This is a genomic window from Meridianimarinicoccus zhengii (genome assembly GCF_003254465.1).
Lineage (GTDB): Bacteria > Pseudomonadota > Alphaproteobacteria > Rhodobacterales > Rhodobacteraceae > Meridianimarinicoccus > Meridianimarinicoccus zhengii.
On the sequence record NZ_QDFI01000016.1, the window covers coordinates 58,188 to 73,694 of the forward strand.

Annotated in this window: 14 protein-coding genes and 1 pseudogene; 10 read left to right on the forward strand and 5 right to left on the reverse strand. The window is 69.1% G+C overall.

Annotation, left to right across the window (positions count from 1 at the left end; genetic code table 11):
• Nucleotides 1-278 precede the first annotated feature (278 nt).
• Entirely contained in the window at nucleotides 279-656 is a 378-nt protein-coding gene (locus DDE13_RS07465) for a TfoX/Sxy family DNA transformation protein (RefSeq protein WP_111403015.1), read from the forward strand.
• Here the strand turns inward: DDE13_RS07465 and ndk are convergent.
• Together ndk and DDE13_RS07475 are read right to left on the reverse strand one after the other, a co-directional pair.
• On the reverse strand, nucleotides 623-1,045 hold the full coding sequence (ndk, locus tag DDE13_RS07470; protein ID WP_111403017.1) for a nucleoside-diphosphate kinase: 423 nt from the start codon (nucleotides 1,043-1,045) through the stop codon (nucleotides 623-625). The genes DDE13_RS07465 and ndk overlap by 34 nt on opposite strands.
• 138 nt (nucleotides 1,046-1,183) lie before the next feature.
• Nucleotides 1,184-1,675 (reverse strand): PRC-barrel domain-containing protein, encoded by a 492-nt coding sequence (locus tag DDE13_RS07475; RefSeq protein ID WP_162630904.1) that lies wholly within the window; start codon nucleotides 1,673-1,675, stop codon nucleotides 1,184-1,186.
• 183 nt (nucleotides 1,676-1,858) lie between these two features.
• Between DDE13_RS07475 and DDE13_RS07480 the strand changes: the two genes are divergently transcribed.
• Genes DDE13_RS07480 through DDE13_RS07490 form a run of 3 tightly spaced genes read left to right on the forward strand, consistent with a single transcriptional unit; the run spans nucleotide 1,859 to nucleotide 4,982 of the window.
• The gene (locus DDE13_RS07480) at nucleotides 1,859-3,718 is read left to right on the forward strand and encodes an ABC-F family ATP-binding cassette domain-containing protein (protein ID WP_111403021.1); all 1,860 of its coding nucleotides are present in this window, start codon (nucleotides 1,859-1,861) and stop codon (nucleotides 3,716-3,718) included.
• A 4-nt stretch (nucleotides 3,719-3,722) separates the two neighbouring features.
• Nucleotides 3,723-4,346, forward strand: coding sequence for a MarC family protein (locus DDE13_RS07485; RefSeq protein WP_111403023.1), 624 nt, complete (start codon nucleotides 3,723-3,725; stop codon nucleotides 4,344-4,346).
• A gap of 54 nt (nucleotides 4,347-4,400) precedes the next feature.
• A complete protein-coding gene (locus DDE13_RS07490; RefSeq protein WP_111403025.1) occupies nucleotides 4,401-4,982 on the forward strand; it encodes a retropepsin-like aspartic protease family protein in 582 nt (193 codons plus the stop codon).
• Between the two features lie 229 nt (nucleotides 4,983-5,211).
• Here the strand turns inward: DDE13_RS07490 and DDE13_RS07495 are convergent, their stop codons facing one another.
• Together DDE13_RS07495 and DDE13_RS07500 are read right to left on the reverse strand one after the other, a co-directional pair.
• Complete coding sequence (locus DDE13_RS07495; protein ID WP_111403027.1) at nucleotides 5,212-5,682, reverse strand: DNA polymerase III subunit chi; 471 nt, start codon at nucleotides 5,680-5,682, stop codon at nucleotides 5,212-5,214.
• Between the two features lie 3 nt (nucleotides 5,683-5,685).
• On the reverse strand, nucleotides 5,686-7,161 hold the full coding sequence (locus DDE13_RS07500) for a leucyl aminopeptidase (protein ID WP_111403028.1): 1,476 nt from the start codon (nucleotides 7,159-7,161) through the stop codon (nucleotides 5,686-5,688).
• A 124-nt stretch (nucleotides 7,162-7,285) separates the two neighbouring features.
• On the opposite strand from DDE13_RS07500, the gene DDE13_RS07505 reads away from it, so the two are divergent.
• The 6 genes from DDE13_RS07505 to rsmA all read left to right on the forward strand — a co-directional run bounded on the left by DDE13_RS07505 (nucleotide 7,286) and on the right by rsmA (nucleotide 14,812).
• Entirely contained in the window at nucleotides 7,286-8,410 is a 1,125-nt protein-coding gene (locus DDE13_RS07505; RefSeq protein WP_162630905.1) for an LptF/LptG family permease, read from the forward strand.
• A complete protein-coding gene (lptG, locus tag DDE13_RS07510) occupies nucleotides 8,407-9,501 on the forward strand; it encodes an LPS export ABC transporter permease LptG (protein ID WP_111403048.1) in 1,095 nt (364 codons plus the stop codon). Before DDE13_RS07505 ends, lptG begins: the two co-directional genes overlap by 4 nt.
• Nucleotides 9,498-11,633: an LPS-assembly protein LptD gene (locus tag DDE13_RS07515; RefSeq protein ID WP_111403032.1), complete on the forward strand. Its 2,136-nt coding sequence runs from the start codon at nucleotides 9,498-9,500 to the stop codon at nucleotides 11,631-11,633. The genes lptG and DDE13_RS07515 overlap by 4 nt, the downstream gene beginning before the upstream one ends.
• Before the next feature lie 13 nt (nucleotides 11,634-11,646).
• The gene (locus DDE13_RS07520; RefSeq protein ID WP_162630906.1) at nucleotides 11,647-12,906 is read left to right on the forward strand and encodes a peptidylprolyl isomerase; all 1,260 of its coding nucleotides are present in this window, start codon (nucleotides 11,647-11,649) and stop codon (nucleotides 12,904-12,906) included.
• Nucleotides 12,903-13,886: a 4-hydroxythreonine-4-phosphate dehydrogenase PdxA gene (gene pdxA, locus DDE13_RS07525; protein ID WP_111403036.1), complete on the forward strand. Its 984-nt coding sequence runs from the start codon at nucleotides 12,903-12,905 to the stop codon at nucleotides 13,884-13,886. Before DDE13_RS07520 ends, pdxA begins: the two co-directional genes overlap by 4 nt.
• A gap of 83 nt (nucleotides 13,887-13,969) precedes the next feature.
• Nucleotides 13,970-14,812, forward strand: coding sequence for a 16S rRNA (adenine(1518)-N(6)/adenine(1519)-N(6))-dimethyltransferase RsmA (gene rsmA, locus DDE13_RS07530; RefSeq protein ID WP_111403038.1), 843 nt, complete (start codon nucleotides 13,970-13,972; stop codon nucleotides 14,810-14,812).
• Nucleotides 14,813-14,926: 114 nt separating this feature from the next.
• Here rsmA and DDE13_RS07535 read toward each other — a convergent pair.
• Nucleotides 14,927-15,507: pseudogene (locus tag DDE13_RS07535) on the reverse strand (hypothetical protein); the annotation flags it as partial.

Genomic DNA, 15,507 nt, shown 5'->3' on the forward strand with positions numbered 1-15,507 from the left:
CCATGGCCACCACCGACAAGACCCCGCCGCAACAAAGCATCCCACCCATGGCACGCCGTCCACGCCCGGACCCGGCGAAACCGTTCGAATTCAAGGATTGGGCGATGATCTGAACCGACGCCCGCGCCGCTTTCGGGTGCGCGGACGACGACCGCTGTGGCGATCCGGCTGGCGCGGCGTGCGCGCGGCGACCGTGCCTCGCCCTTCGGATTGTACTTTGCCGCCACTGCAGCAAGGCGCTAGACGGTCTGCTATGGCAGTTTGACCGGACCCGGCGCATGACCGACCCCATCCGCAGTATCCGCAATCTCGGCGCGGCCATGGAAGCTGCTTGCCATGCAGCCGGGATCATGGATGCGGAGACGCTGCGCGCGCTCGGGGCCGATGCTGCCTATGCGCAGATGATTGCCCATGGGCACAGGCCCCATGTGCTTGCATTCTCCGCGCTGGCGCTGGGGCTTCAGGGGCGCCACTGGAACGACGCCGACCCCCGCGAAAAGGCGGCGCTGCGTGCCCGCTTCGATGCAGCCAAGGCCGCCGCCGCACGGTCGGTGCCACATGACAAGGGCCGCACCCCGATGGATGCGGCCCTCGACGAGATCGGGGTGATCGTGCGGGCGGCTCAGCCGACCAGTTCGAGACCCGAGAAGAAGTAGGAGATTTCCACCGCAGCGGTTTCCGGCGCATCCGAGCCATGGACCGAATTCTCGCCGACGCTTTCGGCGAACTCGGCGCGGATGGTGCCTTGTGCCGCTTCGGCGGGGTTGGTCGCGCCCATGACTTCACGGTTCTTGGCGATGGCATTGTCGCCTTCGAGAACCTGCACCACCACCGGGCCGGACGCCATGAAATCGCACAGCTCGTCATAGAACGGGCGTTCGGAATGGACGGCATAGAACACGCCCGCTTGCGCCTTGGTCATCTGGATGCGCTTCTGCGCGATGATGCGCAGGCCGGCTTCCTCGAACTTGGCGTTGATCTTGCCGGTCAGGTTGCGCTTCGTGGCGTCGGGCTTGATGATCGACAACGTGCGTTCGATGGCCATGATGATTACTCTTTCCCGTATCGGCGCGCAGGCCCCGTGCCCGCGGTCTTGTCGCGCGCCTGCTAGCATGAGGGCGGGGCGTTGAAAAGCCGCGATTGACGGCCCGCGCGGGGCGAGCCGTCAACAGACCAGAGGACATTACTGGATGCCGCCGCCCGTGCTTGTCCCCGTGCCTGTTCCAGTACCTGTCGCCATGCCTGTCCCGGTGCCGGTGCCCATGCCGCCGTCGTCCGGTTCCGGCAGGGGGTCGGATTCGCGGTAGCGATAGACATATTCCTCCGTCGCTTCGGCCTCCTCGCGGGTAAGGCTCAACTCGACCACGTTCGCATCATACGAGATGTCGAGTTCGTTCCAGTTCACCGCGATGGCCTTCGATCCGAAGCCGAGGAACCCGCCCACGGACACGATGACGGCATTCACGGATCCGTCTTGCTGGTCGATGATGATATCCTGTATCGGGCCGATCTGCTCGTCGTCGGGCGTCACGATCCGCGCGCCAAGGATCCAGTCAGACCGCAGTTCCGATCCGTCCTGCCCTGAAACGATCACGTCCCCCGCATCCTGCGCGGTGGCGAAGGGCGCAAACACGACAAATGCGGCGGCAATCCCGGTGGTGATGATCGGTTTCATGAAGTCCTCCATCGGTTGGCGGCTCATCTGCGGGCCACGACAAGGATGTGGGAACTCCGTCGCTTACCCAAAATTGGCAGGCCAGAACCTGCCGATTCCGACAGGTTCGGACGGCAAGAAAATGCCGCGCCCTGCCGGGACAGTCGCATTGACAAGCCGATCCGCGTCGGCCAAGCGGCCTTCATGCTCAAGATCACCGATATCTCTTATGCCGTCGAAGGCCGACCCCTGTTCGAGGGCGCCAGCGCCGATATCCCGACCGGTCACAAGGTCGGCCTCATCGGGCGCAACGGCGCGGGCAAGACCACGCTCTTCCGCCTGATCCGGGGCGAGCTGGTGCTCGAGGGCGGGTCCATCACGCTGCCTGCCCGCGCCCGCATCGGCGGCGTGGCGCAGGAAGTACCGGCCTCGGAGACATCGCTCATCGACACGGTGCTAGCCGCGGACACGGAACGCGCGGCGCTGATGGCCGAGGCAGACACCGCGACCGACGCGACGCGCATTGCCGATGTGCAGACCCGGCTCGCCGATATCGACGCCTGGTCGGCGGAGGCGCGGGCAAGCTCCATACTGCGCGGGCTCGGCTTCGACGACGCCGAACAGAAGATGCCGTGCAGCGCGTTTTCGGGCGGCTGGCGGATGCGCGTGGCGCTGGCGGGCGTGCTGTTCGCCCAGCCCGACCTGCTGCTGCTGGACGAACCGACCAACTATCTGGACCTCGAAGGGGCGGTCTGGCTGGAAAGCTACCTTGCGCGCTATCCCCACACGGTGCTGATCATCAGCCACGACCGGGGCCTGCTGAACCGCGCCGTGGGCGGCATCCTGCATCTCGAGAACCGCAAGCTTGCCTATTACCAGGGCCCCTATGACCAGTTCGCCCGCGCGCGTGCGGAACAGCGCGCCGTGCAGGCCGCGCAGGCCAAGAAGCAGGATTTGCAGCGCGCCCACCTTCAAAGCTTCGTGGACCGGTTCAAGGCCAAGGCGAGCAAGGCCAAGCAGGCCCAGTCCCGCGTCAAGATGCTGGAGAAGATGACCCCGATCACCGCGCCCGAGGACGCGGCGACGCAGGTCTTCACCTTTCCCCAGCCCGAGGAACTCTCGCCCCCCATCATCAATCTCGAAGGGGCGCAGACGGGATATGGCGGCCCGCCCGTGCTGTCGAACCTGTCGCTGCGGATCGACCAGGACGACCGGATCGCGCTTCTGGGCAAGAACGGACAGGGCAAGTCCACCCTGTCGAAACTGCTGTCGGGCCGCCTGCCGGCCACCTCGGGGCGAATGATAACCTCGTCCAAGCTGCGGATAGGGTATTTCGCCCAGCACCAGGTGGACGAACTGCACGTGGATGAAACGCCGCTCCAGCATCTGCAGCGCGAACGCCCCGACACGCCGCAATCCAAGCTGCGCGCGAAACTTGCGGGCTTCGGGCTGGGTGCCGATCAGGCGGGCACGGTCGTGGGCAAGCTGTCGGGCGGGCAAAAGGCGCGGCTCTCGCTCCTGCTGGCGACGCTCGACGCGCCGCATCTGCTGATCCTCGACGAACCGACGAACCACCTGGACATGGAAAGCCGCGAAGCGCTGGTGGAGGCGCTGGCCGCATATACCGGTGCCGTGATCCTTGTCAGCCACGACATGCACCTGCTGAGCCTTGTCGCTGACAGGCTGTGGCTCGTGAGCGGCGGGCGCGTTGTGCCCTACGAGGACGATCTCGACGCCTACCGGCGGATGCTTCTGGCGGGCGAGGCGAAACCCGAAAAGACCAACGGCACCAAACCTGCCCCGGCCCCGCGCCCGAAACCGTCCCGCGACGCGGTCATGGCCCTGCGCGCCGAGGTCCGCAAATGCGAGGACCGGCTGGCCAAGCTGAACCAGATGCGCGACCGGCTGGCGAAGAAACTGGCCGATCCGGGCATGTACGAACCCGACAAGATCGGCGAGGCCGAGGTCTGGCAGAAGAAATACGCCGAGGTCATGGAAGGGCTGGACCGGGCCGAGAACCTGTGGCTCAGCGCGCAGGAAAAGCTGGAACAGGCGGGGCGCTAGCGGCATGGACATGGCATCGGCGCTCACGAGTTTCGTCACGCTTGCGGTGGTGATCGACCCCATCGGCACCGCGCCGCTGTTCGTGGCGCTGACGGCGGGCATGGACCCGACGCGCCGTCGCAACGTGGCCGTCCGCGCCTGCGTGATCGCCGCGGGCATCCTGACCGTGTTCGGGCTCGCGGGAAACACGGTGCTCGATTCGCTCGGCATCTCGTTGCCGGCGTTCCGCATCGCCGGGGGCTTGCTGCTGTTCCTGATCGCCGTGGACATGCTGTTCGAGAAACGCACCAAGCGGCGCGAGGACCGCACGCAGGACGACGACGACCACGACCCGTCCGTGTTTCCGCTGGCCACGCCGCTGATCGCGGGGCCGGGGGCGATGGCGGCTATGATCCTGCTCAACACCGGAACCGGTGTGACATGGGATGACAAGTTGCAGGCCCATCTCGTGATGCTCGGCGTCGTGGTGCTGGTGCTGGCGATGTTCATGATCGGCGGGCTGATCGAAAAGGCGCTGGGGCGCACGGGTATCCTTGTCGTCACGCGGCTGCTGGGGATGCTGCTCGCGGCGCTGTCGGTGCAGTTCGTGCTGGACGGGCTTGTGGCACTCGGGGTGATGCCCGGCTGACCTTTGGCCCGGCCGTCCGCACGCCTATCTAAGGGTCATGTGCAGGAGGGCCCGATGAGTGCCGACAGTATCGCATCGCTGATCTATCTATCGCTTCTGGGGGCCGTGGTGGGCGGGTACTTCCTTCTCGCCAACCGGCACCGCATGGGCCAGATGGCGCAGCAGGCCGCCATCTGGGCGTTGATCTTTGTGGGTGTCGCGGCCGGGGCCGCCCTGTGGGACGACATCCGCGGCGCCACCGATACGCGCCAGAGCGTGATCCAGGACGGCGCGCGGATCGTCGCCACGCGCGCTCCCGACGGTCATTACCACCTGACACTCGGCGTCAACGGCGCGCCTGTGCGGTTTCTCGTGGATACGGGCGCGAGCGACATGGTGCTGACGACCCGTGACGCGGCGCGCGCGGGGCTGGACCGGGATGCGCTGCGCTTCACCGGGCGGGCCGTCACGGCGAACGGAATGGTCGAAACTGCGCCGGTCACGCTGGACCGGGTGGAACTGGGCGGGATCGTGGATCGGAACGTCCCCGCGCAGGTCAGCAGCGGCGACATGCCGGGATCGCTGCTGGGGATGCGATACCTGTCCCGCTTCGCCGAGGTGACGATGTCCGGCGACACGCTGACATTGACACGCTAGCGGCCGCCGGTCGGGGACGCATGGGACAGGGTTGCCCATGCGCCCCTTCCAGCCGCGACAAGGGGGGAAGTCCCTGCCACGGCACCGACGTACCGATGCTTCCTGACCGCGGCGCCGCCCCTGTCGGGCCGGGGTGACAGCCGCGCACCGGCCTCTTGCGTCTACCCGCGGCAGCTCGCGGGCACTGTGTCGCGCAGCACAAATGCCGAAAAATTTTTCAGGCCGCGGATCAGGTGGCCGGGGCAGCCGTGCGCGCACATTCCCAGCGGCCCGACGCCTCGGACCAGTACTCCGCGCCGAGCCCCGCGCCCGTCAGCGCCGTCCACTGTGTCCGGGCGCGCGCGACCGCGGCTTCGTCCTGGCCGTCGAATATGACGAACACCCGCCCCAGCGCGCGCACCTCGTCCGCCGTGACCTCCGCCCCGTCGAGCGCCATCAGGCACGCGATGCCGGGGGCGAGGCGCTGGGCGGGGTCGATCAGCACGGGCTGCATCCCATCATGGGGCCCCCCCGCGATCCCGTGGGGCAGGAAATCCGCCTCCGGCCCCAGCCAGAGCGCGCGGTCGATCCATTCGGCGCGATCGGCATCGGCGCAGCGGATCTGCACGCGCAGCCCGGCATCAAACGCGCGGCCCAGCAGTTTCGGCAGGGTCTCGGCCACCGACCCGCGCGTTACGTGGTAGAAGCGCAGGGTCCCCACCGGTCAGCCTTCGAACCGGTCGGCCACCAGCCGGTCGAGCGACAGCACACCCCAGCCGGTCGCGCCCTTGGGGGCCAGCCTCGCGGCCTCGGGCGGCAGGGTCACGCCGGCGATATCGAGATGCATCCACGGCACGCCGTCGCGCACGAACCGCTTGAGAAACATCGCCGCCGTCGCCGCCCCCGCCGCACGCCCGGCGGAATTGCGCATGTCCGCCACGCGGCTCTTCAGCGGCTTGTCATAGGCAGGGTCCAGCGGCAGGCGCCATGCGCCTTCACCCTCGGCCGCGGCGGCCTTCAGGAACGCATCCGCAAGCCCGTCATCGGTTGAGAAGACGCCCGCCTTGTCATGCCCGAGCGCCACGATCACCGCCCCCGTAAGGGTCGCCAGATCGATCAGCGCCGCAGGCTTGAATCGGTCCTGCGCGTACCACAGCACGTCCGCCAGCACGAGCCGCCCCTCGGCATCGGTGTTGATGATCTCGACCGTGTCGCCCTTCATCGACCGGATCACGTCGCCGGGGCGCATGGCCCGCCCATCGGGCATGTTTTCCACAAGCCCCACCAGCCCCACGACATTGGCCTTGGCCCGGCGCAGCGCCAGCGTCCGCATCACGCCCGCGACCACGCCCGCGCCGCCCATGTCGGCGGTCATTTCCTCCATGCCCTGCGCGGGCTTGATGCTGATCCCGCCGGTATCGAAGATCACGCCCTTGCCGACCAGCGCCAGCGGCGCGGCCCCCGGCGTCCCGCCCTGCCAGCGCATCACCACCACCTTGGAAGGGCTGGCCGACCCCTGCCCAACCGCCAGAAGCGTCCGCATCCCCAGCCGTTCCAGCTCCGCCTCCTCGAGGATCTCCACGTCGAGCCCGAGAGCCTGCATCGCCGCAAGCTGTGCCGCGAACAGGTCGGTGGTCAGCACGTTGGCGGGCGCGTTGATCAGGTCGCGCGTGAAATGCACGCCTTCGGCGCGGGCGGCATCGTCGCGCGCGGCACGGGCCACGGCGTCGGGGCGCGTGACCATCATCGACACGGGGCCGCGCGGCGCGCCCACGCTTTCGCCCGTCTTGTGATCCTCGAACGCGTAATCGCGCAGCGCGAGCCCCAGCGCGATATCCGCCGCTTGCGGCAGCGCCCCCGCAAGAACCAGCACGGCTGTGCGGCCCCGCGCCGCCGCGACGGCGGCACCGGCGCGCCGCGCCGTGACCGTATCCGCACGGCGGTCCAGCTTGACGACCTGCACCGCCTCCGCCGCCATCCCGGCCGGAAATGCCATGTCCAGCGCGCTGCCGGGCGACAGGTCCGCGAAGCGGTCGCTTGCCACCGCCCGCGTCAGCGCCCCGCGGGTCAGCCGGTCGATGCGCCGCGCCGGCACCGGCAGCGTGCCATCCGGGGCCACGAAGACGACGACGCGCCCGTGCGCACCGGCAAGGGCGCCCAGATCCTGCGGCACGAAGCGGATGTCAGGCGGCATGGTCATGGCGGTCCTTTCCATAAATTCCGCGCGACCCTAGCCAGCAGGCCGCGACTTGGCCAGAACCCGTTTTCCCCCGCCCGCCGATGGGCTAAGACCGGAACAGCGAAACGGGCAGGAGCGGAACAGCGTGGGGCGGTTTGACAGATATATCCTGTCGCATCTGACACGCGTGTTCGCGTTCTTCGCCCTCGTCCTCGTGGGGATCTACTGGGTCAATCGCGCGGTTATCCTGCTCGACCGCTACCTTGCCGAGGGCCAGGCCGGCGCGCGCGTCCTGGAAATGACCGTGCTCAGCCTCCCCGCCATCATGACGATCGTGCTGCCGGTCGCGGGCTTCGTCGCCGCGGCCTTCGTCACAAACCGGCTGCATTCGGACAGCGAACTGGTGGTCGTGCAGGCCACCGGCTACAGCGCCTTTCGGCTGGCGCGGCCCTTCGCGGTGTTCGGCGTGGCGCTTGCGGCGCTGATGCTGGTGCTCGGGCATGTCGTCGTGCCGGAAAGCTTCAAGCGGATCAGCCGGATCGAGGCGGATCTCGCTGCCGCGATCTCGGCCCGGCTGCTGGTGCCGGGCAGCTTCCAGAGCCCGGTGGCTGGCGTCACCGTCTATGTCCGCGACATTGCCCCCGACGGCACGCTGCAAGGGTTGTTGCTCACCGACCGGCGCGAAGGCATCCGGGAGACGACCTATTCCGCCAACCGCGCGCTGCTGGTGCGCCACGAAGACGGCCCGCGACTGGTCATGTTCGACGGCATGGCACAAACCATCGACACGCGCACGAACCGGCTGGCCACCACGGTCTTCGAGACGGCCACGGTCGCCATCGGCACCCTGGTGGACGCGCCCGCCGAACGGCGGGTGGATTACCGGTCGCTGTCCACCCTTGCCCTGCTGCACCCGACCGAGGACATGTCCGCCCGCACCGGGCGCACGATCGAGCACCTGTTCCGCGAGGCGCATCTGCGCACGACCGAGGCACTTCTGTCCGTGGGCGCGGTGCTGGTGGGATTCGCGGCGCTCATGCTTGGCGGGTTCAGCCGGTTCGGCCTGTGGCGGCAGATCGTGTTGGCCGTCCTGCTCATCGTGGTCGTGAAGCTGGCCGACAATGCCGCCATCGACCTGTCGAAACAGAACCCGGACATGTGGTGGGCAGTCTACATGTCCAGCATCTTCGCGCTGGTGCTGTGTCTCGTGCTGCTGTGGCTCGGCAACGGGACCATCGGCGCATGGCTGCATCGCAGGCGGGCCGCATGACCCTGCATCTGTATTTCGCGCGCAAGTTCCTGCTGACCTTCGGCGGGATCGTCGTGGGCTTCGCGGCCTTCATGTGGCTGGTGGAGCTGCTGGAACATATCCGCCGCTTCGACAGCAGCACGGTGGGGTTCGGGTTCCTCGCCTACATGGCGCTGCTGCACCTGCCAGAGGTCCTGTACCAGATCCTGTCGCTGGTGGTGCTGCTCGCGGCCATTGCGCTGTTCGTGGGGCTGGCGCGCACGAGCGAGCTTGTCATCGCGCGGGCGACGGGCCGGTCAGCGCTGCGCAGTCTCATGGCGCCCGTGCTGGCGGCGGCGTTGCTCGGGTCTGGCATCGTCGCCATCGGCAACCCGCTCGTGGCGGCCCTGTCGCGCGAATACCGGACCGAGGAAAACCGCCTGCGCGGGTCCGAACGCATCGTGTCGGTCAGCCGCGAAGGGCTTTGGCTGCGACAGGGCAGCGACGCCCGGCAGACCGCCATCCACGCCGAAACCGCCAATCTCGATGGCACGCACCTGTTCGGGGTCAGCTTCTTCGGCTTCGACCGCAGCGACGTGCCGCTGTTCCGCATCGATGCCGCCGAGGCCGAACTGTCCGATGGCGCCTGGATCCTGCGCGACGCCAAGCGCTGGGATTTCACCACCGCCTCCAACCCGGAGGCGACGGCACGCCGCAGCCCGACCCTGTTCGTGGACACCGACCTGACCCGCGACCAGATCCGCGACAGTTTCGGCACGCCATCCGCCATCCCGATCTGGGACCTGCCCCCCTTTATCGACCGGCTGGAAACCGCGGGCTTCTCGGCGCGCTCGCACAGGGTCTGGTACCAGTCGGAACTGGCCAAGCCGCTCGGCTTCGTGGCGATGGTGCTGATGGGCGCGGTGTTCACCCTGCGCCACACGCGGCTGGGCAATACGGGGCTGATGGTGCTGTTCGCAGTGCTGGCAGGGTTCGCGGTCCATTTCACCGCAAACCTTGCGCAGGTCATGGGCGACAGCGGGCAGATCCCCGTGATGGCCGCGATCTGGACCCCGCCCGTCGCCGCGATCCTGATCGCGCTCGGGCTGCTCTTGCATTTCGAGGACGGATGACCCGCGCCCGGCTGTTCCACGCCCTGGCGGGCCTGTGCCTCGCGCTCTGGCTTGCCGGGACCGCCCATGCGCAGGACGCCGGAGAGACGACCGCGCTAGTCGCCGATCTCGTGCGGATCGACGGGAACGAGCGCCTGATCGCCGAAGGCAACGTGGAGGTCTTCACCCGTGGCCGCCGCCTGCGTGCAAGCCGCATCGTCTATGACCGCAGCACCGACCGGGTGCAGATCGACGGCCCGATCGAGCTGCGCGATGCGGACGGCACCGTCGTCCTGGCCGACGCGGCGGAGCTTGATACCGACCTGACCGAGGGCATCCTGCAGGGCGCGCGCGTGGTTCTGAACGATCAGCTCCAGATCGCGGGGGCCGAGATGACGCGCCGCGGCGGGCGCTTCAGCGATCTGCGGCAGGTCGCGGCATCAAGCTGCCAGGTCTGCGCGCGCGGCCAGACGCCGCTTTGGGAAATCCGCGCCGACCGCGTCATCCACGACCAGGAAACGGCGCAGGTCTATTTCTACAACGCGCGCTTCCGCATCGCCGGCGTGCCCGTGTTCTACCTGCCCGCGCTGCGCGTCCCCGACGGCAGCGACCCCCGTGTGCGCGGTTTTCTGCCGCCAAGCTTCGTGGCCAGTTCGTCCCTGGGCAACGGGATCAGGTTGCCATGGTTCCTGCCGCTGGGCGATCATGCCGACGTGACCCTGATCCCCTATGTGACCGAGGATGACAGCACCACGCTGGAGGCCCGCTACAGGCAGGCCTTCGTCCGCGGCGACCTGCTGATCGAAGGCGCCGCATCGGAAGACCGGCTTGAATCCGGGACGCGGGGCTATCTGTTCGCCACGCAGACCTATGCCCTGCCGAACGGGTTCAACCTGACCGCCGATGTCGAACTGACCAGCGACGACGCCTATCTGCGCGACTACGGATTCTCCGACAAGGACCGGCTGGACAGCGCCATCGCCGTCAGCCGGGTCCGGCCCGGCGAACTGATCGCCGCGGACATCACGCATTTCCAGTCGCTGCGCGCCGACAGCGACGACTCGGGCGACCCGGATCTCGTGGCCTATGCCCGCTGGGACCAGCGCATGCAGATGCCTGGCGTTGGCGGCTGGTTCGATTTCGACCTTGCGGCACAGGCATTCCGCCGCGAAAGCGCCGCCGATATCGACGGGCGCGACATGGCGCAGCTGCGCGGCCGTGCGGGATGGCGCAACACGTACACGGGACCGGGCGGGCTGCGCCTTGCGGGGGAGGCGGACCTGACGCTCGATCTCAAGCGGATCACCGACGACAGCCGGTTCGAGACGACGCAGGCCGGGCTCTGGCCGCAAGGCGCGCTGACCCTGTCCTGGCCGCTGATCCGGCCCGGCGCGGGCGGCAGCTACCAGATCCTCGAACCCGTCGCGCAGATCGCCCACAGCGCGGACAGCGGCATCGAGTCCCCCAATGACGACAGCACCGCAGTGGCGCTCGATACCGGCAACATCCTGTCGCTCAACCGCTTTCCCGGTCTCGACCGGTCCGAAACGGGAACGCGCGCGAACCTGGCCCTGCGCTGGAGCGCGCGGGACACTGACGGCGTGCGGATCGCGCTGACGGGCGGGCGTATCTACCGCTTTTCGGACACCGACCAGTTCAGCGCCTCCTCCGGGCTTGCGGGGCGGCGGTCGGACTGGCTGGCGCAGGTCGATCTCGACATCGCGGACGAGATCCGGTTCCGCACGCTCGCGCTGCTTGACGACGATCTCGACCTGTCGATCTTCGAGGCGCGCCTGGGCTGGAACGGCCCCGGTCGGCTCGTGCTGGCGTCCAACTACATCTGGCAAAGCGCCGATCGGGACGCCAACCTGACCGAGGATGTCTCCGAGGTCTACGCCGCCGCCAGCCTGCCGCTGACCCGCACCTGGTCCGCGCGCGGCGAGTTACGGCGCGACTTCACCGTCGGGCGGACCAACCGCTCGGGGCTCGTGCTGGCATATGCCAACGAATGTGTGAGGGTTGATCTTTCCGTCACGCGGCGTTTTAGAGCGACAAACGATGTGGAGGCGACCACGACCTACGGGTTCACGGTCGAACTTGCCGGGTTCGGCAGTGCCGGGGGCAACCCGGCCGCCGCCGGTTGCAGGAACTGAGGACGACGCCACGATGACATCCCGCCACGCACATGCCTGCCAGCGCACACGCCGCGCCGCCGCGGCCGTCCGCACGATCCTCGGCGCTTGTCTCTGGCTCGTCGCGGCGACCCTGCCCGGCGCCGCGCAGCAGGGTCCGTTCGACACCGTCGCGCGCGTCAACGACAGCGTCGTCACACGTTTCGAGGTCGCGCAGCGTGCGCGGCTCTTCGGCGTGCTGCGCCGCCCCGATGCGACGCCCGATGCGGCCCTTGAAAGCCTGATCGAGGATCGCCTGAAGGAACAGGCCGCCCGCGACGCGGGCATCGTGCCGACGGAAGACGACATCCGTTTCGGGATCGACGAATTCGCGTCCCGCGCCAACCTGACGGGCGAGGAATTGCTGATCGCGGTGTCCGATGTGGGGATCGAGCCGGAGACCGTGCGGGATTACATCGCGGCGCTGATCGGCTGGGGCGAGGTCGTGCGCGAACGCTTCACCGCCCGCGCCCGACCGACGGATGCCGAGGTGAACCGCGCCGCGGCGCTCGGTCTCGATAACGGGGCGACCCGCGTGCTGCTGTCCGAAATCATCCTGCCGATGGACCCGGACGTGGCCGCCGCCACGCAGGAACGCGCCGCCGCCATCGCCGAACTGCGCAGCTTCGATGCGTTCTCGGCCGCGGCGCGACGGTTCTCGGTTGCGCCATCGGCCGGGAATGGCGGTCAGCTCGACTGGGTCTCGCTGTCGGACCTGCCGCCCCAGATCGCACCGATCCTGCTTGGGTTGCAACCCGGCGACGTGACCCGCCCGATCCCGCTTGAGGGCGGGCTGGCGCTGTTCCAGTTGCGCGCGATCGAGGACCGCCGCCCGCCGCTGGCCGGCGGCGGCGACATCGACCACGCCACGGTCCGCTATCCGCCCGGCACGGACCTGGAGGCAGAGCGCACCCGCCTGCGAAACGTGACCGACCGCTGCGACGACCTGTTCGGGGTGTTTCAGGGCGCGGGTGAGGATCGTCTGCAACGCGAAACCGGCCCGCGCAGCGCGCTGCCGGCGGCGCTTGGCAGCGCGCTCGACCGGCTGGACGAAGGCGAAATGGTGGTGTTCGGGCCGCAGGCGACGGGCGATGGCGGGCGGATCGTGATGCTGTGCGACCGCGTGGCCGAACCGGAGGAAGACCTCAGCCTCGAACAGATCCGCCAGCAATTGTTCGCCCGGCGGCTTGAAAGCCTCGGGGCCGCCTACCTGGCCGAGTTGCGCGCCGACGCGTTCATCGAGCGGCTGGAATGACCGGCCCGGCGCCCATCGCGCTGACCTGCGGTGAGCCCGCGGGGATCGGGCCCGAACTGGCGGCGAAGGCCTGGGATACCCTGCGCGGGACATTGCCTTTCGTCTGGCTGGGCGATCCGGGCCACCTGCCGCAGGGCACGCCGGTCGCGCGGATCGACGACCCGGCGGAGGCTGCGGGCGCGGCCTTGCGTGCGTTGCCGGTGATCCCACACGGCTTCGGCGGCCCCGCGGTGCCCGGCCAACCGGACCCGTCCCATGCCGCCCATGTGATTGCCGTCATTGAACAATCCGTCGCAATGGCACAGGCCGGCAAGGTTGCGGGCGTCTGCACCGGGCCCATTCACAAGAAGGCCCTGAAGGACGGCGCGGGCTTTGCCCATCCCGGCCATACAGAGTTTCTCGCAGCCCTTGGCGGGGTGGATCGGGTGGTGATGATGCTGGCCTGTCCCGCGCTGCGGGTCGTGCCGGCCACCATCCACATCCCCTTAGCCCAGGTGCCCGGCGCGCTGACGGCAAGCGGCCTGCGGGACGTGTTGCGGATCACCCATGCCGGGCTGCGGCGCGATTTTTCCATTGAAAACCCGCGGCTTGCCGTGGCGGGGCTGAACCCCCACGCGGGCGAGGGCGGGGCCATGGGCACCGAGGAGATCGACCTGATTTTCCCTGTCATCAAGGATTTGCAGGCCGAGGGCATGGCGATCATCGGGCCGCACAGCGCCGACACGATGTTCCATCCCGCGGCGCGCGCGCGCTATGACGCGGCCGTCTGCATGTATCACGACCAGGCGCTTATCCCCATCAAGACGCTTGATTTTTCCGGCGGCGTGAACGTCACGCTGGGGCTGCCTTTCATTCGAACGTCGCCCGATCACGGCACCGCCTTCGACATCGCGGGCACGGGCCGCGCCGATCCCGCCAGCCTGATCGCGGCGCTGCGGCTGGCGCGCGACATGGGGGCCGCGCGGGCCGCCACGGGCTGAAAAAGCCCGGCGAAACCGGATATGAATTCCATATGAATCTCATATGACTCCCATATGAGTGTGATCGGAGCCCACGCGCGCCCATGGCCGCCATCGACGACCTTCCCCCCCTGCGGCAGGTGATCGCCGATCACGGCCTGAGCGCGCGCAAGGCGCTGGGGCAGAATTTCCTGCTGGACCTGAACCTGACCGCCAAGATCGCGCGGGCGGCGGGCGACCTGACCGGATCGGACGTGCTGGAAATCGGCCCCGGCCCCGGCGGGCTGACCCGCGGGCTGCTGGCGGAGGGCGCGCGCCGGGTTCTGGCCGTGGAAAAGGACGCGCGCTGCATCCCCGCGCTGCACGCGATCGCGGCGGCCTATCCGGGGCGGCTGGAGGTGATCGAGGGCGACGCGCTGAAGGTGGACCCGCTGGCGCATCTGACCCCGCCGATCCGGATCACGGCGAACCTGCCCTACAATATCGGGACGGAGCTGCTGGTACGCTGGCTGACCCCGCCCGACTGGCCGCCCTTCTGGGAAAGCCTGACCCTGATGTTCCAGCGCGAGGTCGCCCAGCGGATCGTCGCCGCACCCGGCGGCAAGGCCTATGGGCGGCTCGCGATCCTCGCGCAATGGCGGGCCGAGGCGCGGATCGTGATGGACCTACCGCCGCAGGCCTTCACCCCGCCGCCCAAGGTCAGCTCGGCGGTGGTGCACCTGACCGCCCTGCCCGCGCCGCGGTATCCGGCCGACGCCGCGATCCTGTCGCGGGTGGTGGCGGCGGGGTTCAACCAGCGCCGCAAGATGCTGCGCGCGTCGCTGCGCGGCGTGGCCCCGGATATCGAGGACCGTCTGGCGGCGGCGGGCATCCCGCCCACGGCGCGGGCCGAGGAGATCGAACTGGAACGGTGGTGCGCGCTCGCGCGCGCGGTGGCGGCGGGCTGACCTGCCCCGACGCCCCTGCGCAGGCGGGCGTTGAACCGGCCGGGCGCGCCGACACGAAAGGGCCGCGCCCGTTGCGGCGCGGACCTTTTTCGGTCCATCGCGGCATGACCGCTTCTATTCGGCGGCGCGGTCCGGTGCGCCGGGCGCCTGAGCCGACGGTTCGTCACCGGCATCGGCGGTGGCTGCCTGCTTGTCCGCCTTGTCGCCCTTGACCGCCTTGGGCGCACGCGGTTTGCGCGGCGCACGGGGCTTGCGCGCGGGCGGCGGGGGCGTGCCGTCGGCCACGGGCGCGGCATCGTCGCCGGCCGCATCACCGTCGCGCGGGATGTCATCGGCAGCGACGGCGCGCGGGGTTTCCTCGGCAGTGGTCGCGCGCTGGGCGTCGTCGGAAACTTCGGCGCGGGAGTCGTCGTCGGACGCGCCGGCGCGCGGCGAATCGTCGGCCGCAGCGGCGTTCGATGTGCGCGTGACCCGCCGGGGGCGGTCGGCCTTGCCCTCGGGCGTGTCCACGAGGCCGCTATCGGTGTCGGCGGTGCCGTCGATCACGAGCGTCTCCGTGGGCGCATCGGACCGGCGTTCGGCACGGCGGCGCGGCTGGTCCGGGTTGCGCTGCCCGTCGTCGCGGGTGTCCTGCGCCGCATCCGCGGCGCGGGCATCGTCGCGCCCACCGGCGCGCGGGGCGTCATCGCGCCCAC